The sequence below is a fragment of the Janthinobacterium sp. Bl 1 genome, from assembly GCF_058215535.1.
On the sequence record NZ_CM177086.1, the window covers coordinates 4,824,701 to 4,845,271 of the forward strand.

Annotated in this window: 17 protein-coding genes; all 17 read right to left on the reverse strand. The window is 62.8% G+C overall.

Features of this window, described 5'->3' with window-relative positions; all coding sequences use genetic code 11:
• Positions 1–3: 3 nt before the first annotated feature.
• On the reverse strand, positions 4–924 hold the full coding sequence (locus AC4BCN_RS21805) for a peptidoglycan DD-metalloendopeptidase family protein (RefSeq protein ID WP_490493624.1): 921 nt from the start codon (positions 922–924) through the stop codon (positions 4–6).
• A gap of 42 nt (positions 925–966) precedes the next feature.
• Entirely contained in the window at positions 967–1,857 is an 891-nt protein-coding gene (locus AC4BCN_RS21810; protein WP_490491753.1) for a protein-L-isoaspartate(D-aspartate) O-methyltransferase, read from the reverse strand.
• Between the two features lie 9 nt (positions 1,858–1,866).
• On the reverse strand, positions 1,867–2,604 hold the full coding sequence (gene surE / locus AC4BCN_RS21815) for a 5'/3'-nucleotidase SurE (RefSeq protein WP_139089970.1): 738 nt from the start codon (positions 2,602–2,604) through the stop codon (positions 1,867–1,869).
• Positions 2,605–2,699: 95 nt separating this feature from the next.
• Positions 2,700–5,165, reverse strand: a complete 2,466-nt coding sequence (locus AC4BCN_RS21820; protein ID WP_490491754.1) for a tetratricopeptide repeat protein — start codon at positions 5,163–5,165, stop codon at positions 2,700–2,702.
• A 19-nt stretch (positions 5,166–5,184) separates the two neighbouring features.
• Entirely contained in the window at positions 5,185–5,790 is a 606-nt protein-coding gene (locus AC4BCN_RS21825; RefSeq protein WP_034752049.1) for a toll/interleukin-1 receptor domain-containing protein, read from the reverse strand.
• A gap of 271 nt (positions 5,791–6,061) precedes the next feature.
• On the reverse strand, positions 6,062–8,116 hold the full coding sequence (gene yoaA / locus AC4BCN_RS21830; protein WP_490491755.1) for a DNA repair helicase YoaA: 2,055 nt from the start codon (positions 8,114–8,116) through the stop codon (positions 6,062–6,064).
• 43 nt (positions 8,117–8,159) lie between these two features.
• Positions 8,160–8,360: a YdcH family protein gene (locus AC4BCN_RS21835; protein WP_034752051.1), complete on the reverse strand. Its 201-nt coding sequence runs from the start codon at positions 8,358–8,360 to the stop codon at positions 8,160–8,162.
• 128 nt (positions 8,361–8,488) lie between these two features.
• On the reverse strand, positions 8,489–9,208 hold the full coding sequence (locus AC4BCN_RS21840) for a hypothetical protein (protein ID WP_490491756.1): 720 nt from the start codon (positions 9,206–9,208) through the stop codon (positions 8,489–8,491).
• Between the two features lie 16 nt (positions 9,209–9,224).
• A complete protein-coding gene (gene zapE, locus AC4BCN_RS21845) occupies positions 9,225–10,322 on the reverse strand; it encodes a cell division protein ZapE (RefSeq protein ID WP_034752052.1) in 1,098 nt (365 codons plus the stop codon).
• 70 nt (positions 10,323–10,392) lie between these two features.
• Positions 10,393–11,823, reverse strand: coding sequence for a dihydrolipoyl dehydrogenase (lpdA, locus tag AC4BCN_RS21850; protein WP_490491757.1), 1,431 nt, complete (start codon positions 11,821–11,823; stop codon positions 10,393–10,395).
• Positions 11,813–12,202 carry a PspC domain-containing protein gene (locus tag AC4BCN_RS21855; protein ID WP_046685723.1) on the reverse strand — a complete coding sequence of 130 codons (390 nt, stop codon included), beginning with the start codon at positions 12,200–12,202 and terminating at the stop codon, positions 11,813–11,815. The genes lpdA and AC4BCN_RS21855 overlap by 11 nt, the downstream gene beginning before the upstream one ends.
• A 94-nt stretch (positions 12,203–12,296) precedes the next feature.
• Entirely contained in the window at positions 12,297–13,553 is a 1,257-nt protein-coding gene (gene odhB / locus AC4BCN_RS21860; RefSeq protein ID WP_490491758.1) for a 2-oxoglutarate dehydrogenase complex dihydrolipoyllysine-residue succinyltransferase, read from the reverse strand.
• A 117-nt stretch (positions 13,554–13,670) separates the two neighbouring features.
• Positions 13,671–16,523: a 2-oxoglutarate dehydrogenase E1 component gene (locus AC4BCN_RS21865; RefSeq protein ID WP_128142393.1), complete on the reverse strand. Its 2,853-nt coding sequence runs from the start codon at positions 16,521–16,523 to the stop codon at positions 13,671–13,673.
• A 257-nt stretch (positions 16,524–16,780) separates the two neighbouring features.
• On the reverse strand, positions 16,781–17,755 hold the full coding sequence (locus AC4BCN_RS21870) for a LysR family transcriptional regulator (protein ID WP_128142392.1): 975 nt from the start codon (positions 17,753–17,755) through the stop codon (positions 16,781–16,783).
• Positions 17,756–17,974: 219 nt separating this feature from the next.
• A complete protein-coding gene (locus tag AC4BCN_RS21875) occupies positions 17,975–18,517 on the reverse strand; it encodes an NAD(P)H-dependent oxidoreductase (RefSeq protein ID WP_490491759.1) in 543 nt (180 codons plus the stop codon).
• Between the two features lie 216 nt (positions 18,518–18,733).
• The gene (locus AC4BCN_RS21880; protein ID WP_490491760.1) at positions 18,734–19,075 is read right to left on the reverse strand and encodes a winged helix-turn-helix transcriptional regulator; all 342 of its coding nucleotides are present in this window, start codon (positions 19,073–19,075) and stop codon (positions 18,734–18,736) included.
• A 99-nt stretch (positions 19,076–19,174) separates the two neighbouring features.
• Positions 19,175–20,476: a citrate synthase gene (gltA, locus tag AC4BCN_RS21885; protein ID WP_034752071.1), complete on the reverse strand. Its 1,302-nt coding sequence runs from the start codon at positions 20,474–20,476 to the stop codon at positions 19,175–19,177.
• Between the last annotated feature and the right edge of the window lie 95 nt (positions 20,477–20,571).

The window sequence follows — 20,571 nt, forward strand, 5'->3', positions numbered from 1 at the left end:
TACCTAACGGTTAGGCAGGAATTTCGAAGGATCGACGGGCTTGCCCTGCTGTCGGATTTCAAAGTGCAGCTTCACGCGGTCGGCATCGGAATCGCCCATTTCAGCGATGGCCTGGCCTTTGTTGACGTTCTGCCCTTCCTTCACCAGGATGCTGCGGTTATGCGCATACGCCGACAATAAACTATTACTGTGCTTCACGATGACAAGATTACCATAACCACGGATTCCGCTCCCGGCATACATGACTTTTCCCGCGCCGGCGGCCACCACTTGCTGGCCCGCCTTGCCGGCGATATCAACGCCCTTGTTCTTGCCTTCGTCGAAAGTGCCGATGACCTTGCCTTCGGACGGCCACATCCAGCTGATCTTGTCGTCGCCAGGCGCCGATGCCGCAGGGGCTGCCGCTGCGGCGGAAGCAGGTGCCGTGGCGACGGTTGCCGCCGGCGCCGGCGTCGGCTTGGCGTCGCTGGTGCCGCCATCGGCGCGCAGCTCGGCCAGGGTGGCGTCGGAATACGCGCGCTTCTCGCCGCGCGGGCCCGTTTTCTTCGGCACGACAGGCGCGGCAGGCTTGACTTCCGTCGACGGCGGCATGACGATGGCCGACGTTTGCGCGCCGCCCGTGTCGCCGGTTGGCGGCAGCACGCGCAGCACCTGGTCGACCTTGATGTCGTTCGGGTTGCTCAAGTCGTTCCAGGTCACCAGGTCGCGGTAATTCTGGCCGTGCTCGAGGGCGATGCGCAGCAGGGTGTCGCCGCGCTTGACCGTGTAATAGGCCGGGTCGCGGTCGCGCGGATCGCTGGCGGCGGCGCTGCTGCTCGGTGGGTGGCGCTCCACGACGGGCGCCTGGACGCCGGTCGTGCCGCAACCGCTCAACAGCGCGGCCAAGGTGATGCTACATAGAAGTATGTTACTTTTCTTAATCATTCGCATGTAATTGTATGTCCTGCTTGCTAGCTGATCCGGGGATCATATGGTGCCCGGGCGCAAAGGCACGAAATGGCAATCTTCCAGGGTCTGGCTGGTCCATTCCATTTTCCCCACCCGGGTAATGAGTTGTAAGTGTTGCAATTTAGCCCCCACCGGCGCAACCAGACGCCCGCCGGGCGCCAGCTGTTCCAGCAGGGCTTGCGGGACTTCCAGGCCGGCTGCGGCAAGGATAATCCCGTCGAAGGGCGCCGCCTGCGGCAGGCCAAGCATACCATCTCCGTACTGCAAGCGCAGATTCGACACGCGCAGCGGGCGCAGATTGGCCTTCGCCAGTTCGTGCAAAGGCCGGATACGCTCGATCGAATACACCTCTTTCGCCACCAGCGACAGCACCGCGGCCTGGTAGCCGCAGCCCGTGCCGATTTCCAGCACGCGCTGCAGCGCGCCGCCCTGGCGCATCACTTCGATCATGCGCGCCACGATGTACGGCTGCGAAATGGTCTGGTGGTGGCCGATGGGCAAGGAGGCGTCGATATACGCCTGCGAGGCCAGCGCCTCGTCCATGAACATGTGGCGCGGCACGGCTTGCAGCGCGTCGAGCACGACCTGGTCCTTGACGCCCTGCTTCGCCACGCGGGCCACCATGGCCCGGCGCACGGCTTCCGAGACGAGCGGGTTTTGCCGCGGCGGCGACACGACGGCCGGCTGCGCCCGCTCATTGGCGATCGCTTGCGCGCGCGACGGCGCGATGGCCGCATGCGCGCCATACGGCTGCGCCACGCCGCGCGCCGCGTTTTGCGCCGCATTCTGCGTGGCCGTCTGCGGCGTGGCGATCCGGGACTGGGGCAGCGACTGCCCCCCGCCCTGCCTGGCGGGCTTGCCGGCCAGCGAATCGAGGGAAAGGGGGAAGGTACGCGGCTTGTCAGTCATAGTGAGCGGTCATGCCAGGCCTTTTGCCAGTGCATCGAGTTGGGTGGTATGGGTCAGGTCGATCTGCAGCGGCGTGATCGATACTTGTCCATGTTCAACGGCATGGAAGTCCGTGCCCGGACCGCCTTCCTTGGCCGCGCCGGCCGGGCCGATCCAGAAGATTTCACGGCCACGCGGGTCGAGCGCGCGGATGACGGGCTCGGCCGAATGGCGCTTGCCCAGGCGCGTGGCTACCACGCCTTGCAATTGCGCGTAAGGGATGGCCGGGATGTTCACGTTCAGCAGATACGGTTTTTGCAGGGCGTCAAACTGGCGCTCGACGATTTCCCTGGCCACGCGGGCGGCCGCGTCCAGGTTGGCCCAGCCGAACTGCGACTGGGAAAAGGCGATGGCGGGAATGCCGAACAGATAACCTTCCGTGGCGGCCGCGACGGTGCCCGAGTACAGGGTGTCGTCGCCCATGTTGGGGCCGTTGTTGATGCCGGACACCACCAGGTCGGGACGCTCGATGAGCATGCCCGTCAGCGCCACGTGCACGCAGTCGGTGGGCGTGCCGTTGACAAAGTAAAAGCCGTTGGCGGCCTTGTGCACGGACAAGGGCCGGTCCAGGGACAGCGAATTGGACGCGCCCGAACGATTGCTGTCGGGCGCCACCACGACGATGTCGGCGATGGGTGCGAGCGCGTCGGCCAATGCCTCCAGACCGGGCGCCAGGTAACCGTCGTCGTTACTGATAAGAATTCTCATAACGAGATTTTACCTGAAGCAATGCCCACACTGCGCATGCCGCACGCCGATAGGCAGCATTTTTTGTGCCGCCGCGCGAAGATGGGGCAGCCAGGTCAGCGCTGTTCGATGCGCGCTTCCGACAACGCCCCTTCCAGCGCCTGCACTTCATCCTCCTGCAAGGCCAGCAAGGCATTCAGGTCGCCTTGCAACTTGTACATTCTTTTCAGCTGCGCCATGCCGCGCCTGCGCAGCTTGCCCGGCACGCCCGGGCGCAGCAGGCAGGACTTCAAATGTTCGGCCAGTTCGCCCGCCTGCGGATACTGTTCCCGCTCGATCATGCCTTGCAACATCGAGATCATGCTGGCCAGGGTATCCGGCTCGGCCCCTTCGTGGCCGCTGGCGCGGCCGGCCAGGATGGTTTCCTGCAAATGCCGCGCGCCGTCGAGCACGCTGTCAGCATGCCCCGTGACGGGGGCGTTCAACAGCCGGTCGCTGCCGCTGAGCACGGCATCTTCCAGCAGGCGCGCCGCCTCGCTGTCGCCCTGCTGCTGCAGGGTGCCGGCCAATTGCGTCTTGCTGTGCAAGGTATCGAGGTGGTCTTCGCCCAGCAGGCGCGCATGCACTTCCAGCACCTGCTCCTGCACGCTGCGCGCCGCATCGAGTTCACCGCGCCGCAGCAGCGCCTCGGCCAGCTTGCGCTGGCTCATCAGGGTTTCCGGATGGTCGAGCCCGCGCGTGCGCTCGCGCGCCGCCACCTGGTCTTCGTGCAACTGGCGCGCGCCGGCCCAGTCGCCCTGCCCGGCCACGATGTCGGCCAGCAAGTCACGCGTGGACAAGGTGGCCACATGGTCGCTGCCCAGGCGTTTTTCCTGCACTTGCAGCACGGCGGCGAGCAGGCGCCGCGCGCCCTCCAGGTCGCCTTCACGCCCCAGCGCCTGCGCCAGGGCCAGCTTGCTGCGCAAGGTATCGCCATGTTCGGCGCCAAACAGGCGCTCGCGCGCCGCCACCACCGTGGCCAGCACTTGCTGCGCCTGTGCCAGCCGGCCCATGCGCAGCAAGGTGGCGGCGCGGCCATCCATCGCATCGAGGGTCAGCGGATGCTCGCCGCCCAGCTGGCGCGCATAGGTGGCCAGCACCGTATCCTGCAGCAGCAGCGCCGCCGCCAGCTCCCCCTGCTGCAACAGGGTTTGCGCCAGGCAGGCCCGGGCGGCCAGGGTTTCCGGATGTTCGCCGCCCAGCACGCGTTCGCGCACGTCGAGCACGTCTTCTTCCAGGAAGCGGGCTTCATCGAACTTGCCCAGCTGGCGCAGCAGGCGCGCCATGCCGCTCTTGCACGCCAGGCTGTCGGGATGCTCCTCGCCCAGCAGGCGCACGCGGATCTCGACGCTCTGGCGAAAGGCGTCGAGCGCCTGGGCGCTGCGCCCATCCTTGCGGTACAGCTCGCCCAAACGGGCCAGGTCGCGCGCCAGCGGCAAGGCCACGGCGCGGCCCGGCTCGGCCAGCAAGGCCTGGCGCGCTTCACTGATGGCGCCCAGCAAGGCGATTTCACGGCTCGACTGCCATGGGAAGTAGCCGCCCGTCAGCCACTGCAAAAAAGCTTCGAACGTGCGCGTGAGGGAAAAGCGGTCGCCGCCCTGGTCGATGCGCACGGCCAGCTGCTCGCCATAGGCAAAGGTTTTCGTCTGCTGTAGCTGGACTTCGTCGAAATAGCTGTCGAGGGCAATATGCGGCAAGCCATAGGAGGTGCGCAGCAGGCGCTCGAACATGGGCTGGAAGCCGGCGATGCCCTTGTGCGCGTCGCCACGGCGCCACTCGGCGCGCTGCGCGCCATCGCCCATTTCTATGCGCGAGGGCAAGGGATACACGAGCAGCGGACGCTGTTCGTCTTCATGGCTGCGGCGGTACTCGATGGCCCGCGTGACGAGCGCGTCGACGCCTTCCAGGCTTTGCCGGTTCGGCGTGAAGACCACCACGAGCTTTTTCGGCAGCAAGGTGGTGCAGATGCCGGCGCTGTCCGTGCGGCCCGTGCGCGAATCGACGAGCACGTAGCGAAAATGCTGGGCCAGGGTATCGGCGAAGCAGCGGAACAGGGCCGGGCACGTGTCGAACAGCTGATCCCAGCGCATCTGCGCCAGGCGCTCGCTGTAGCTGGCGTCGAAGCGCCCCGCGCGCATCAGGTACAGCGGACTGCCCTGGTCGACGCGCACCACGTACTGCTGCCAGTCGATGGCGTCGAGCACGCGCTGGGCCAGCGCCGCGTCCTCGCGTCCTGTGCCCTGTCCGCCGGCGCGCCCGCCCGCCGTTTCCAGGCTGATGCGTTCGAGCTGCTGGCGGCACGCTTCGAAGAACTCGAGCACGCCCGGTCGCTCCTCGTGCTGCTCGAAATAATGGTGCAAGCCCGGCGCTTCCATGTCCCAGTCCAGCATCAGCACGGGCACGCTGGCGTTTTCACGGCGCGCCAGCAGGACGGCGATATTCGACAGGGCCATGGTGCGGCCGGTGCCGCCCTTGTAGGAATAGAAAGTGACGACTTCGCCAGGGGCGCTCAAAGGCGGCAGGGAGAGGCGTTGGCATTCCATGACAGGACCTTTTACGTGATTAACGTGGAAAGTGGGGAGGCGGAATGGCGCGCCATTCCGGTGGAATATCGGGCAACACGAAACGGCTGCAATCGTGACCGGGCGGTGTTGACCGCTTGAGCAAGTGGTAATGCGTGGCGATGCGCTGCACGATGCGTTCGATGTCGGGCAGATATTGGGGGTTTGACTTCAGGTCGCCGCTGGCCAGCGTATAGCCGGAAAAATCGACGTACAGGCCCGACTCCGTGATTTGCGGCGGCAAGCCGTCCGGATGGCGCGTCATGATGATGGGAATGATCAAATGACTGGGCAGTTCATACCAGGCACGCCGCTCCTGCTCGATCAGCTGCATGGCGGCAAATTCGCGCCGCGTATAGCCGTGCGCTTCATATTTGGGCGTGTACAGCACGATCATGCAGACGCTCTGGCACATGGCCCGCGCCACGCGCAAGTCGATATCGTCGCCGCCGCCCAGCTGCTCGCTGTCAATGAACAGGACCTCCTCGCGGTCCAGGTGCGGCTCCAGATAGCACGCCAGCGCCTCGATGAGGTCATTCTTGAACTTGTTCATGAACGCATATTGGCCGTGTGCATAACTCAAGAAACAGCCGTAGCGGATCTCCATGGCATCCCCCTGTTCCCCGTGCGGCCCTGCCATCGCCGCGCCTTGCCCCTGTAAGGCATGGGCTCACTGTAGACCGCTCAGCAACAACCTTTTTGCGCTGGCGCAAAGATGTGTCTGGCGTCGTGGACATGCGTCACAATGCCAGAAACTGGCGTGATTGCGCCGCTTTCTGGCATGACAAGCACGCAAGCGGGCGGCGCGTGAAAAAGCGCTACTCGCTTGATAACAAAGGGAAATAAGCCGGCGCACGGATGGCGCCGGCAAGCGGAGCTTAAGCGCCCTTGGCGGGCAGGTTGCGGAAGAACTCCACCACTTCGGCGGTATCGCGCGTGCGCTTGAACGGCGGCAGGCTTTGCCAGATGCGCTTGCCGTATGGCTTGGAAATGAGGCGCGGATCGCAGATCATCAGTACGCCCCGGTCGCCTTCGTCGCGGATCAGGCGGCCCGCGCCCTGCTTCAAGTTGATGATGGCTTCCGGCAGCGAGTGGTGCATGAAACCGTTCTTGCCCTGCTTTTCCATCACTTCGATGCGCGCGGCCAGCACCGGGTCGTCGGGCGGCGCGAACGGCAGCTTGTCGATGATGACGAGGGACAGCGCATCGCCACGCACGTCGACGCCTTCCCAGAAGCTCTGACTACCGATCAGCACGCCATTGCCGGCCGCGCGGAACTGGTCGAGCAATTCCGTGCGGCCCTTTTCTCCCTGCACGAACAGGGGGAAGTTCAGGCCCCGCTGCCTGAATTCGTCGGCCAGGCGCTCGGCGGCGCGCTTGACGGCGCGCAAGGTCGTGCACAGGAAGAAGGTGCGCCCGCCCGCCGCCTCGATGATGGGCAAGGCGCAGTCGATGACGGCGTCCGTGTAGCCGAGCGAGTTCGGTTGCGGCAGGTTTTGCGGCACGAACAGCAAGCCTTGCTGGCCATAGTCGAACGGCGACGGCCACGTATGCGACGGCTCGCCCGTCAAGCCCATCTGTTCGGAAAAATGCTTGAAGTCGTTTTTCACGGCCAGGGTGGCGGACGTGAAAATCCAGCTGCGCGGCGTGCCTTCGCGCTGGTTGTTGAAGATCGGCGCGATCGACAATGGCGTTTTATGCAACTGCAAGGAGCTGGAAAACGCTTCCACCCAGAACACGGCTTCCTCGCCAGCCGCCACTTTCGCCTTCGGATCGAACTTCCAGCCGCTCAGCTGCTGCGCCAGCTCGACGCCGCGCACTCTGCACTGCTCCAGCGTTTCCGCCCGTTCCGCCTGGGTTTCCAGCACGGCCACCATGCCATCGAGCTCATCCTTGAGGGTGTCGAGCGCGGGGAAAAAGTCGCTCGACGGGGCGATCTGCGGCAGGGACAGGCGCACGATGTCTTGCGGGAAGGTCAGACGCAGGTCGCGCGCCGCCTTTTCCACCACCGTGACGATCTTGGCCCAGTCGATACCGCGCGCGTGCGCGAGGCCTTCGGCCAGCACGTCGCGGCACAGCTCGAGGATTTGCGAGGTCGATACCGTATTGCCAAAGAACAAAGTGGCCGTATCGGGCAGCTGGTGCGCCTCATCGAAGATGATGGTATTGGCCGACGGCAGCAACTCCGCCACGCCCGTGTCCTTCAGGGCCACGTCGGCAAAGAACAAGTGATGGTTGACCACCACCACGTCGGCCTGCTGTGCTTCCTTGCGGGCCTTCATCACGAAGCAATCCTGGTAGTACTGGCATTCGGCACCCATGCAGGTGTCGCGCGTGGACGTCACCAGGTTCCAGATCATGGCGTTTTCCGGCACCTTGGCCAGCTCGGCCTTGTCGCCGGAACTGGTCATCTTGATGAAGCGCGAGATTTCCCGCAGATGGCCCACGTCGTCGCGCGACGTCATGCGCCCGTTCTGCAGGGTGCGTTCCAGATGATAGTGGCAGACGTAGTTCGAGCGGCCCTTGAGCAAGGCGACGGAAACGGGCGCCTGCAGCGCGGCGCGCACGGTGGGGATATCGCGCAGGAACAATTGATCCTGCAAGTTCTTCGTGCCGGTGGACACGATGGTCTTGCCGCCCCACATCAGGGCCGGCACCAGATAGGCGAAGGTTTTACCAGTGCCCGTGCCCGCCTCGGCGATCAAGGTCGTCTGGCTGTCGATGGCGCTGGCGATGGCTTTCGCCATTTCCGTTTGCGAACGGCGCGGCTTGTAGCTGCCCACGGCCGGACCGAGCGGGCCACCGGCGCCAAACAGGCGCTCGATGTCGGCATCGTGCTTGCCAGGCGCCGCCTGCGGTTCGGCTGGCAGACTGGCTTGCGGATCGGCCGGCTGGCCATCTGGGCTTACTGGCAATAAATTGTGATCGGTCAAAATATACTTAGGTGAAGGCTGGACTGGACGCTACTGGCGCCCCTCAGGCGGGAACGTCGGGCACCAACTGCATTTTCAGCAAGGTGATGTGATCCTTCAATTGCAATTTGCGCTTTTTCAGGCGGCGCAGCTGCAGCTCGTCATGGTGGCCATCGAGTATCAGCAACTCGATGACGGCATCGAGGTCGCGGTGTTCCACGTTGAGTTCAATCAGGCGCCGCTCTATTTGCTGTGCATCGCTCATGTGTTGCGTTCCAGGCAGTGTTACTGACAATGTTGGGAAACCGGCGCGCGCAGGCAGCCATGGTGCGTAGTTTAACCTGCCGCGCGCCTTAGGGCACGCCATTTCCGGCGTACCCTTGCACGGCAGTCTTAATTGGCTGGCGGCACAGGCACAACGGCTGGCGTGCTGGCGGCGGCGGCCGCAGCCTTGGCAGCCTTGGCCTGCGCTTCGGCCTGGCGCTCGGCCAGGCGTTGCGCCACCCGTTTCTGGCGCTCCACGGCTTCCGCCTGTTTTTTCGCATAGGCGGCTTCACGGGCCGCGCGGCGCGGCGCTTCGGCCGCATCGGCGGCGGCCTGTTTCGCCACCTTCGCCGCTTGCTCGGCCTCGCGTTCGGCAAGGCTCTTGCCTTGCGGCTTGGGCGGCGCCGGCTCGGGCGTGACCACTTTCACGGGCTTGGGCACGGCGGCGGCCCGCTGCTCGGCGTCGAGGCGCGCACTTTCCTGCGTCCTGGCCAGGTCGATATCGCGCAGGCGCACGGATTCGGCCCGCTTGAAGTAATTCGCTTCCGCATCGACGGCGCGCAGGCGCACGAGGATCAGGCGGCGCTTTTCCTTGGCCTTGTCGAGGCAGTTATTCACGAAAAACTTGTCGTAGCACTCGATTTCGCGCGCGGCAAACTCGTTTTCCGCCGCCTCGCGCTCGCTGGCCGACTGCTTCAGCTTGGCGTCCGCTTCTTCCACGGACAGGGTCGCGGGCACCTGCGGTGCGCCGACCTCATCCAATGCCGCGGCACCCTGGTGCGCGCAGGCGGACAACGCCAGGACCAGGCCCAGCGCCGCACCCAGCTTGTATAGTGTATTTGCCATCATGTTCATTATCCCTGCCTCAAACGATCGCGTCGGCCGCGCCGCGCTGTTCTTTTTCCATGTATTCGCGCGATTGCATCTCGATGATACGCGAAACGGTGCGGTGAAACTCGTTGGCCAGCATGCCGTTCGTGTACAGCTCATCCGGCGGCACTTCGGCTGACATGATCAGCTTGACCTTCTGGTCGTAAAACACGTCGATCAGCCACGTGAAGCGGCGCGCCTCGGACGACTGCGCCGCCGACATGGCCGGTATGCCGGACAATATCACCGTATGGAAGCGGCTGGCGATTTCCAGATAATCATTTTGCGAACGGGGGCCGCCGCACAAGGTGGCGAAATCGAACCAGATGATGCCGCCGGCGCGGCGCAGACAGTGGATTTCGCGGCTCTCGATGCGGATGCGCGCGTCTTCGTCGGCCGTCTCGGCGATGCGCGTGTAGGCGTCGCGCAGGGCCTTGTCGGTTTCCGCGCCGAGCGGGGTATAGTAACTTTCCACCTGCTCCAGCGCGCGGCCGCGGTAATCGACGCCGGCGTCGACGTTCATCACGTCGAGCTTGTCCTTGAGCAGCGCGATGGTCGGCAGCATGCGGTCGCGATGCAGGCCGTCCGGATACAGCAGGTCCGGATCGTAATTCGACGTCATGATGAAGGACACGCCATTGGCGAACAGGGCCGACAGCAGGTTGTACAGGATCATCGCGTCGGCGATGTCGGAAACGTGGAATTCATCGAAACAGATGAGGCGGTATTTCTTGGCGATGCGCTTGGCCACCTCGTCGAGCGGGTCGGCCACGCCTTTCAATTCATCGAGCTGCTGGTGCACGCCGCGCATGAATTCGTGGAAGTGCAAACGCGTCTTGCGCACGAGGGGCACGACCGAGTAAAAACTGTCCATCAGGAACGATTTACCGCGCCCCACCCCGCCCCACATGTACACGCCTTTCGGCACGGCAGGACGGTTCAGCAGGCGCTTGAAGGTGCTCGAGCGCTGGCCCTTGTAGGCCACCCACTCGTCATAGCACAGCTGCAGGCGGTCGACCGCGCGCCTTTGGGCGGCATCGGCCTTGAAATCACGCTTCTGCAACGCGTGCTGGTAAAACTCTTCTACGTTCATGGGATTCGCTTTAACGCACAAGGGCGCCGGCGGAAAAAATCCGCGAGCGCCCCTGCAGGACTAACTACAATTAAAAGTTCAACGTGCGCTTGTCAACCGCCAGTGCCGCTTCCTTGGTCGCTTCCGACAGGGATGGGTGAGCGTGGCAGATGCGCGCGATGTCTTCGGCCGAAGCCTTGAATTCCATCGCCACGACGGCTTCGGAAATCAGTTCGGACGCCATCGGGCCGACGATGTGCACGCCGAGGATTTCATCGGTGGTCGCATCGGCCAGGAATTTCACCATGCCCGAGGTGTCGCCCAGCGCGCGCGCACGGCCGTTGGCCATGAACGGGAAGGTGCCGGCCTTGTAGGCGATGCCTTCCGCCCTCAGGGTTTGCTCGGTCTTGCCGACCCACGCGATTTCCGGCGAGGTGTAGATCACCCACGGAATCGTGTTGAAGTTGGTGTGGCCATGCTGGCCGGCGATACGCTCGGCCACGGCAACGCCTTCTTCTTCGGCCTTGTGCGCCAGCATCGGGCCGCGCACGACGTCGCCCACCGCCCAGACGTTCGGCAGGTTGGTCTTGCAGTCGCCGTCGACGGCGATGAAGCCGCGCTCGTCCAGCTGCAGGCCGACTTTGTCGGCACCCAGGCCGTTGGTGTTCGGCGTACGGCCGATCGAGATGATCAGCTTGTCGAACACGGCTTTTTGCGCTTCGCCCTTGGCGTCCACGAATTCCACGGTGACGTCTTTCTTGCCTGGCGTGATCGCACCGATCTTGCAACCGAGGTTGATCTTCAAGCCTTGCTTGGTGAACAGCTTCGACGCTTCCTTGGCGATCTGCTCGTCGACGGCGCCCAGGAAGACCGGCAGGCCTTCCAGCACGGTGACGTCGGAACCCAGGCGGCGCCAGACGCTGCCCATTTCCAGACCGATCACGCCGGCACCGATGACGCCCAGCTTGGCTGGTACGGCGTCGATGGCCAGTGCGCCCGTGTTCGACAGGATCAGTTTCTCGTCGAATGGTGCGCCCGGCAGTTCGCGCGCGTTCGAACCCGTGGCGATGACCACGTGCTTGGCCGTCAGGGTTTCGTTGGCTTCGCCCGTCACGCTGATGTCATACGTGCCGGCGGCGGCAGCGGCGAAAGCGGCGCGGCCGTGGAAGAAGGCGATCTTGTTCTTCTTGAACAGGTACAGGATGCCGTCGTTGTTTTGCTTGACGACCGTGTCTTTGCGCTTGAGCATCTGGCCCAGGTTCAGCTTCAGGCCGGCGACGTCGATGCCGTGCTCGGCGAAGCTGTGGCCCGCGTGTTCGAAATGCTCGGACGATTGCAGCAGCGCTTTCGACGGGATGCAGCCGACGTTGGTGCAGGTACCGCCAGGAGCGGCGCCGCCCTTGGCGTTCGACCACTCGTCGACGCAAGCGACGGAAAAGCCCAGCTGCGCTGCGCGGATGGCGGCGATGTAGCCGCCAGGGCCCGCACCGATGACAACTACGTCAAATTGTTTAGTACTCATGTTTTGTTATTCCAATCTCTTCGTCTGGTACGAAAATCCACAATAGAAGGTAAATCACCACGCCGAAGCCGAAGGTCAATGTAAACAGGACGAAGACGAGGCGCCAGATCCACGCTTCCATGCCGGAAGCGCGTCCCAGGCCGCCGCAGACGCCGCCGAGCCAGCGGTCGTTGCGCGAACGGCGCAGGCGGTTGAATTCCTGCACCAGGTCATTCGCCGGGCCGGCAGCCGCATCGGCGCCGGCGCCGGACGTGCTGTCCGGCTTGTCCAGGTTGATATTGCTCAGGAGCTTGGCTTTCGCTTGCGCGAATTCCGCGTCGCTCAGGGCGCCCGCCAGGTGCAACTCATGCAGACGCTTGATTTCTTCAGAGATGTTCATAGGAATCCTCTTTCATTGAGATCAGCCAGCTGCGTCTTCTGGCAAGGGGTATCAGCTACATTGCCCCGGCGGCTACGCCGGGGGACTACGGTGCTTACAGGTCCAGCAGCAGGCGTGCAGGATCTTCCAGCGCTTCTTTCATCGCCACCAGGCCCAGGACGGCTTCGCGGCCGTCGATGATGCGGTGGTCGTAGGACATGGCCAGGTAGTTCATCGGACGTACCACGATCTGGCCGTTTTCGACAACGGCGCGGTCCTTGGTCGCATGCACGCCCAGGATAGCCGATTGTGGCGGGTTGATGATCGGGGTCGACAGCATGGAGCCGAAGGTACCGCCGTTCGAGATCGAGAACGTGCCGCCCGTCAGGTCGTCCAGGGTCAGCTTGCCTTCCTTGGCTTTCGCGCCGAATTCACCGATTTTTTTCTCGATGTCGGCGATCGACAGCTGGTCCGCGTTGCGGATGATAGGCACGACCAGGCCGCGTGGCGAACCGACAGCGATACCGATGTCGAAGTAGCCGTGGTAGACGATGTCGTTGCCGTCAACGGAGGCGTTGATGATCGGGTACTTTTTCAGGGCGGCGACGGCGGCCTTGACGAAGAAGGACATGAAGCCCAGCTTGACGCCGTGCTCTTTCTCGAACTTGTCCTTGTACTTGTTGCGCAGGTCGATGACCGGCTGCATGTTCACTTCATTGAACGTGGTCAGGATGGCGTTCGTCGATTGCGATTGCAGCAGGCGCTCGGCGATACGTGCGCGCAGGCGGCTCATCGGCACGCGCTCTTCCGGACGGTCGCCCAGGTTGGCGGCCGACGGCGTGGCAACTTGTTGCAGCGCTGGCTTGGCAGCGGCTGGCGCCAGCGGCGCGACAGCTGGCTTGGCGGAAGCGGCCAGGGCGTCGCCCTTGGTCACGCGGCCGTCTTTGCCCGAACCGGCGACGTCGCCAGCGGACAGGCCTTTTTCGGACAGGATCTTGGCGGCGGCAGGCATGGCGACATCGCCTTTGGTCGCGGCGGCTGGTGCGGATGCGGTAGCGGCGTCTTGTGCGGCGGCAGCCAGGGCTGGAGCAGGCACGGCCGACACTTCCATCGGGCTGACCTTGGCCGAGCCGTCGGTGTCGATGATGGCGATGACTTCGCCGGCGACGACGGTGGCGCCGTTATCCTTGATGATCTGCACGATCACGCCAGCGGCAGGCGCAGGCAGTTCCAGCACGACTTTGTCGGTTTCGATATCGATCATGTTTTCGTCGCGCGCAACTGCTTCGCCGACTTTCTTGTGCCATGCGAGCAAGGTCGCTTCTGCTACCGATTCCGACAACTGGGGAACTTTGACTTCGATTTGTGCCATGTAAAACTCCGTTTATTTTGTTATTGCGGCGCCGCCCCTGCGTAGCAAGGGCGGCGCTCCGTCATGATGTATGCAAGCAGGCGCCATGCATGTGCATGGCGCCCCTTATCCTGCCACTTACTTGGTCAGGATAAAACCCTTCAGCTTCGAGAATGCCGTTTCCAGCAGATCTTTTTGCTGGGCGTAGTGCTTGTCATAGTAACCGACAGCAGGCGACGCCGAAGCAGGACGGCCGGCGTAGGCCAGACGTTGCCCCGATTCCAGGCCTTCGAAGATGTTGTGCTGGATCTGGAACCAGGCGCCCTGGTTTTGCGGCTCGTCCTGTGCCCAGACGACTTCGACCAGGTTCGGGAACTTCTTCAGTTCAGCAGCGAACGACTTGTGCGGGAACGGATACAGCTGTTCCAGGCGCACGATGGCCGTGTCGGTCTGGCCACGGGTCTTGCGTGCGTTGACCAGGTCGTAATAGACCTTGCCCGAGCAGGCGACCACGCGCTTGACTTTCTTGGCGTCGATTTTGTCGTCGACTTCGCCGATGACGGTCTGGAAACCGCCCTTGGCCAGGTCGGTCAGCGGCGAACCGGCATCCTTGTTGCGCAACAGCGACTTCGGCGTCAGGATGACCAGCGGCTTGCGGAACTGGCGCACCATCTGGCGGCGCAGCAAATGGAAGATCTGCGAAGCCGTCGTCGGCTGCACCACTTGCATGTTGTTGTCTGCGCACAGCTGCAGGAAACGCTCAGGACGCGCGGACGAGTGCTCAGGACCCTGGCCTTCGTAACCGTGCGGCAGCATCATGACCAGGCCCGAAGCGCGGCCCCACTTCACTTCGCCGGAGCTGATGAATTGGTCGATCACCACTTGCGCGCCGTTGGCGAAGTCGCCGAACTGGGCTTCCCAGATCGTCAGCGTGTTCGGTTCAGCGGTCGAGTAGCCGTATTCGAAGGCCAGTACGGCTTCTTCGGACAGCACCGAGTCGATGACGGTGAACGGCGCCTGGTTGTCCGACACGTTTTGCAGCGGAATGTAGGTACCTGCATCCCAACGCTCGCGGTTTTGATCATGCAAGACAGCGTGGCGGTGCACGAAGGTGCCGCGGCCGGCATCCTGACCGGTCAGGCGGATGGCGTAGCCGGACGATACCAGCGAAGCGTAGGCCAGGTGTTCGCCCATGCCCCAGTCCAGGTTCATTTCGCCACGGCCCATGGTGCCGCGGTCGCCCAGTACTTTTTCAACCAGCGAGTGGACCTTGAAGTCTTCCGGCACGGTGGTGATGCGGGTAGCCAGGCGCTTCAGTTCCGTCATCGGCACGGCGGTGTCGGCCGAATCGGTCCATTTCTTGTTCAGGAACGGCAGCCAGTCGACGGCGTACTTGTTCTTGAAGTTCGAGATGACTGGATCGACGGTATGCTTGCCGGCGTCCATGGCGTCGCGGAATGCGGCCACCATCTTGTCGCCGCCATCGGCAGGGATCACGCCTTGCGCTACCAGCTTGTCCGCGTACAACTTGCGGGTGCCTGGATGCTGGCCGATCTTCTTGTACATCAGTGGCTGCGTCAGTGCCGGCGTATCTTGCTCGTTGTGGCCAAGCTTGCGGTAGCAGATGATGTCGAGGACGATGTCCTTCTTGAATTCCATGCGGTAGTCGAGCGCGATCTGCGTCGCCAGCACCACGGCTTCCGGATCATCGGCGTTGATGTGCAGGACAGGTGCTTCGATCATCTTGACGACGTCCGAGCAGTACAGGGTCGAGCGGGCATCGCGCGGATCCGAGGTGGTGAAACCGATCTGGTTGTTGATCACGATATGCACCGTGCCGCCGGTATGGTAGCCACGGGTTTGCGCCAGATTCAGCGTTTCCATGACCACGCCCTGGCCGGCGAAAGCGGCATCGCCGTGCACGAGGATAGGCAGCACTTGCGCGCCCTGCGCGTCGCCGCGGCGATCCATGCGGGCCTTGACGGAACCTTCGACCACAGGGTTGACGATTTCCAGGTGCGACGGGTTGAACGCCAGCGACAGGTGGACCGGGCCGCCTGCGGTGGAGATGTCCGACGAGAAGCCTTGATGGTATTTCACGTCGCCGGCAGGCAGGTCGTCGCCATGCTTGCCTTCGAATTCTTCGAACAGTTCCTGCGGCGCCTTGCCCAGGGTGTTGACCAGCACGTTCAGGCGGCCGCGGTGGGCCATGCCGATGACGATTTCCTGCACGCCTTTTTCGCCGGCGCGCTGGATGGTTTCATCCATCGAGGCGATGAAGGTTTCGCCGCCTTCCAGGGAGAAGCGTTTCTGGCCCACGTAGCGGGTGTGCAGATAGCGTTCCAGGCCTTCAGCCGCGGTCAGGCGGTCGAGGATGTGGATTTTTTTCTCTGGGGTGAAATTCGGGGTGGAGCGGATCGATTCCAGTTTCTCTTGCAGCCAGCGCTTTTCGGCCGGGTCGGAGATGTACATGAATTCGGCGCCGATCGAACGCGTGTAGGTATCGCGCAGATAATTGAGCAGATCGCGCAGGGTGGCGGTCTCGGGGCCAAAATAGGTATTGCTGATGTTGAACACGGTGTCCATGTCAGCGTCGGTGAAACCGTAGAAGCTCGGCTCGAGCTCAGGGATCATCGGACGTTCCTGGCGTTGCAGCGGATCCAGGTTGGCCCAGTGGGAACCGAGGTAGCGGTAAGCAGCGATCAGCTGCGTGGCGGCGACGCGCTTGCGGCCCATTTCAACATCGAAGGAAGCGGTCACTGTGCGGATCGGACCTGCTTTTGCGCGCTCGGCGAACGAGGCGACGACGGAGGCATGCGCCACGTCAGGCTTGTTGGTGCCATCGACGGCAGGCACGTGCTGCATTGCGTCGAAGTAGGAACGCCAGTTATCGGGGACCGAGCCTGGGTTGTTCAAATATGCCTCGTACAGGTCTTCCACGTACGGAGCATTCCCACCGAACAGGTAGGAGTTGGTCGTTAATTGCTGCATATATTGCTCACCTTTCTTCGCGCTTCGCGAGGAATTAGCGGGTTAATCTAACCTTCCGCGACACGGCCTGACCGGTTAGCGGATTGCACATCAAGTTGTGGGGAAGGGCTTTTTTATTGCACCAGCATTCTGCATACCGTCATTTAGAATAGCACGCGGTATTGTAACGCAACAACGGCAAGTTGAATTTTATTTGGCAAGCAAATGTAAGCTGTGTTGTTGATTTTCCCAGGCTTGCAAGCCTGTCACTGTTGCACTTACAGCACATCGGCGGCCCTGCCGGCCTGCCGCTTGCGGCCAACTGGTCTGCCCGGCGAAGGCGGCGCCGCGATGGCGGCCAGCCACTCGGGATCGCCGGCAAACCACTGCACCAGGAAGTCGAGCATGGTGCGCAGCAGGGGCGACATGTGCTGGCGCGAGGTGTAGACGCCATAGATGCCCATGTCCTGCGGCTGGTACGCGGGCAGCAGCTCCACCAGCTGCCCGCTGGCGATCAGCGGCGCGGCGGAAAAACGCGGCTGCATGGCGATGCCCGCCCCCGCCACCGTGGCCACCAGCAGGACCAGCGACTCATTCGCCGACAGGCGGCCGCTGACGGGAACAGTGAGCGCTTCCCCGTCGTGCGTAAATTGCCACAGGCTCTTGCCAAAATACGTATAGGTCAGGCAGTTGTGCAGGGCCAGGTCTTGCGCCCGGCGCGGCGTGCCGTGCGCCGCCAGGTACGATGGTGCGGCGCACACCACCGAGGCGCAGCTGGCCAGCTGGCGCGCGATCAGGTTCGGCTCGAGCGCGTTCGTGATGCGGATCGCCAGGTCGATGCGCTGCTCCACCAGGTTGACGGCGCGATTCTCCATCTGCAGGTCGACGGCGGCGCGCGGGTAGCGCCGCAGGTAAGCGGTTACTGCGCCAGCGAGCGCCGTCTGCGCCAGCGATTGCGAACAGGTGATGCGCAGCAAACCGTGCGGCGTATCGAGACCCTCGGGCGAGGTGACGGCCATGGCGCCGGCCACTTCCAGCATCTGGCGGCAGCGCGCCAGGGTGGTTTCGCCCGCATCCGTCAGGCTCAGACGGCGCGTGGTGCGATGCAACAGGCGCGCCCCAGCCCACTGCTCCATTTCGGCCAGGTAGCGCGTCACCATGGCGCGCGACATGTCGAGCGTCTCGCTGGCGGCCACCATGCTGCCCCGCTCGGCGATGGCGACGAATACTTGTGCGGCGGTGATACGGTCCATGCGGTGATACCCCCTTGATTCATCCGATCCATGCAACTAATATCGCAATCTACCCTATTTGCCGCGCCTGGCCGAAAGGCGGGAGAGCATTCAATACATAAAGAACAATATATTTGTACGCGGCGCCCGCACCCTGGAAACCGTTCCGATGCGGCGCAGTTAGCGCACACCATCGCCGCCAGCGGCGAGCGGCATTGCATTGAGGCTGACCCCGCCGCCTTACAGCGCGGCCAGGAAGCGCTCATACTCTTGCGCACTGCGTGCCAGCCGCCCGGCATAGTCCGGCTCCTTCGGCCCGTCTTCCGCGCCATAGAAGGCAAAGAAGCGGCGGTTGTCTGCGCCGATATACGCCAGGGTCACATCGAACGGTGCCAGCAGCTGCGCCAGGGTGACGTGCCACTTTCCTTGCGGCGTGAAGTCTTCCTGGTGGATGCCTGCCGTGACGGCCAGCGCCACTTTTCTCCCCTTGAAGGCATCGCCGCCCGTGCCGTAAGCCCAGCCATACGCCAGCACCTCGTCGAGCCACTGCTTGAGCAAGGGCGGGCAGTTGAACCAGTACACGGGGAACTGCAAGACCACATTGGCGTGCGCCTCCACCAGCGCCTGCTCGCGCGCCACGTCGATATTTCCATCAGGATAAGCCTGGTGCACGTCGTGGATGGTGTAGCGGTCGGGATACTGCGCCAGCTCCTGCAGCCAGCGCTTGTTGGCCACCGACGTGTCGATGGAGGGATGGAAGACGATAACAAGGGTTTTCAACATGCTGTTTTTCCTGAAAATGGACGGATGCACCGGCCTCGCATTCTGAGAAAAGCAAGCGAGCCGGTACCCTGCCCCGCAGCGCTTCATTGCACCGCCAGAGGCAAAAACAGCATAACCATGCTGAGTACTTTATACAAGTACGCACATTTACTACTCATACCATACAAAAAGTAAGCTACTCGATTATAGAAAAGCGAGTTGCCATGCGTATCCGGATCAAACTGGCTGGTGCCGCTCGCCCCACTCGCACAAGGTATGCAACACGGGGATCAGCGAGGCGCCCTTGCTTGACAGCGAGTATTCCACCTTGGGCGGCACTTGCGGGTATTCCTTGCGCACGATCAGCGCATCGGCTTCCAGCTCCTTCAATACGACGCTGAGTGTCTTGAAGGCGATGCCGCCGAGATGGCGTTTGAGCTCGTTATGCCGCAGCACCTTGTTGGCCGCCAGCGCATACAGGATCAGCATCTTGTACTTGCCACCGATCAGCGACAAGGTATAGCCGAAGGCCGTATCGCCGAGGGCCACGCCGCTGGGGGCGCAGGTTTCTTCATTCATCGCGTTGTGTTTCCTGTTGAACCAGGGTCCGAGCATAACAGCCCGGCATAAAAAAACGGGCCGAAGCCCGTTTTTTTGTTTGCTAGATACCGCTCTGGATTAACGCTTGTCCAGTGGCAGTACTTCACGCGTGGTCGAACCGACGAACAGCTGGCGCGGACGGCCGATTTTTTGCTCTGGGTCGGCGATCATTTCGTTCCACTGGGCGATCCAGCCGATCGTACGGGCCATGGCGAAGATACCGGTGAACAGCGACACAGGGATGCCCAGCGCCGATTGCACGATGCCCGAGTAGAAGTCGACGTTCGGGTACAGTTTGCGCGACACGAAGTATTCGTCGTTCAGTGCAATCTTTTCCAGTTCCATCGCCAGCTTGAACAGCGGATCGTCTTGCAGACCCAGTTCTTGCAGCACTTCGTAGCAGGTTTCACGCATCAGCTTGGCGCGTGGGTCGAAGTTCTTGTACACGCGGTGGCCAAAGCCCATCAGCTTGACGCCGGAGTTCTTGTCCTTGACTTGCGCGATGAAGGCAGGGATGTTCTCGACGGTGCCGATTTCTTTCAGCATGTTCAGTGCCGCTTCGTTGGCGCCGCCGTGGGCAGGGCCCCACAGGCAGGCGATACCGGCAGCGATACAGGCGAACGGGTTGGCGCCCGACGAACCGGCCAGACGGACGGTCGATGTCGATGCGTTTTGCTCGTGGTCCGCGTGCAGGATCAGGATGCGGTCCAGGGCGCGCACCAGCACGTCGTTGACCTTGTACTCTTCGCACGGGTTGGCGAACATCATGTGCATGAAGTTGGCGCTGTACGACAGGTCGTTGCGTGGGTACACGAACGGCTGGCCGACCGAGTACTTGTAAGTCATGGCGACCAGGGTTGGCATCTTGGCGATCAGGCGGATGGCCGACACTTCGCGGTGACGCGGGTCGTTGATGTCCAGCGAGTCATGGTAGAACGATGCCAGCGCGCCGACGGTGCCCACCAGGACCGACATCGGATGCGCGTCGCGGCGGAAGCCACGGAAGAAGAATTGCATCTGTTCGTGCACCATCGTGTGCTTGGTGACGGTGTCGACGAACTTGGCTTTCTGCGCAGCGTTTGGCAGTTCGCCGTTCAGCAGCAGGTAGCACGATTCCATGAAGTCGGCGTTGACGGCCAACTGTTCGATCGGGTAACCACGGTACAGCAGCTCGCCCTTGTCGCCGTCGATGTAGGTGATCGACGAGTTGCAGGCGGCCGTCGACATAAAGCCTGGGTCGTAGGTGAACTTGCCGCTACCGGCGTACAGTTTGCGGATGTCGATGACGTCCGGGCCAACCGTGCCTTTGTAGATTGGAAATTCAAGCGATGGGCTGCCATCGGAGAACGACAGGGTAGCTTTTGTGTCAGAGATATTCATGGGCTCTTCCTTCTCGGGAGTGAGTCGAAATTAAAATCAAAAATTCTGGCTGCAATTCGCACCGCACTCGGCAGTGCTACAGCGCGCCACTCGCA

What these genes read in the sequence shown, in the direction of transcription:
- AC4BCN_RS21865 (WP_128142393.1), bottom strand. Translation starts at nt 16,523, where the DNA reads ATGCAGCAATTAACGACCAACTCCTACCTGTTCGGTGGGAATGCTCCG.
- gltA (WP_034752071.1), bottom strand. Translation starts at nt 20,476, where the DNA reads ATGAATATCTCTGACACAAAAGCTACCCTGTCGTTCTCCGATGGCAGC.
- AC4BCN_RS21810 (WP_490491753.1), bottom strand. Translation starts at nt 1,857, where the DNA reads ATGACTGACAAGCCGCGTACCTTCCCCCTTTCCCTCGATTCGCTGGCC.
- lpdA (WP_490491757.1), bottom strand. Translation starts at nt 11,823, where the DNA reads ATGAGTACTAAACAATTTGACGTAGTTGTCATCGGTGCGGGCCCTGGC.
- AC4BCN_RS21820 (WP_490491754.1), bottom strand. Translation starts at nt 5,165, where the DNA reads ATGGAATGCCAACGCCTCTCCCTGCCGCCTTTGAGCGCCCCTGGCGAA.
- surE (WP_139089970.1), bottom strand. Translation starts at nt 2,604, where the DNA reads ATGAGAATTCTTATCAGTAACGACGACGGTTACCTGGCGCCCGGTCTG.
- AC4BCN_RS21875 (WP_490491759.1), bottom strand. Translation starts at nt 18,517, where the DNA reads ATGTTGAAAACCCTTGTTATCGTCTTCCATCCCTCCATCGACACGTCG.
- AC4BCN_RS21840 (WP_490491756.1), bottom strand. Translation starts at nt 9,208, where the DNA reads ATGATGGCAAATACACTATACAAGCTGGGTGCGGCGCTGGGCCTGGTC.
- AC4BCN_RS21880 (WP_490491760.1), bottom strand. Translation starts at nt 19,075, where the DNA reads ATGAATGAAGAAACCTGCGCCCCCAGCGGCGTGGCCCTCGGCGATACG.
- AC4BCN_RS21805 (WP_490493624.1), bottom strand. Translation starts at nt 924, where the DNA reads ATGATTAAGAAAAGTAACATACTTCTATGTAGCATCACCTTGGCCGCG.
- AC4BCN_RS21855 (WP_046685723.1), bottom strand. Translation starts at nt 12,202, where the DNA reads ATGAACATCTCTGAAGAAATCAAGCGTCTGCATGAGTTGCACCTGGCG.
- zapE (WP_034752052.1), bottom strand. Translation starts at nt 10,322, where the DNA reads ATGAACGTAGAAGAGTTTTACCAGCACGCGTTGCAGAAGCGTGATTTC.
- AC4BCN_RS21835 (WP_034752051.1), bottom strand. Translation starts at nt 8,360, where the DNA reads ATGAGCGATGCACAGCAAATAGAGCGGCGCCTGATTGAACTCAACGTG.
- AC4BCN_RS21825 (WP_034752049.1), bottom strand. Translation starts at nt 5,790, where the DNA reads ATGGAGATCCGCTACGGCTGTTTCTTGAGTTATGCACACGGCCAATAT.
- AC4BCN_RS21870 (WP_128142392.1), bottom strand. Translation starts at nt 17,755, where the DNA reads ATGGACCGTATCACCGCCGCACAAGTATTCGTCGCCATCGCCGAGCGG.
- odhB (WP_490491758.1), bottom strand. Translation starts at nt 13,553, where the DNA reads ATGGCACAAATCGAAGTCAAAGTTCCCCAGTTGTCGGAATCGGTAGCA.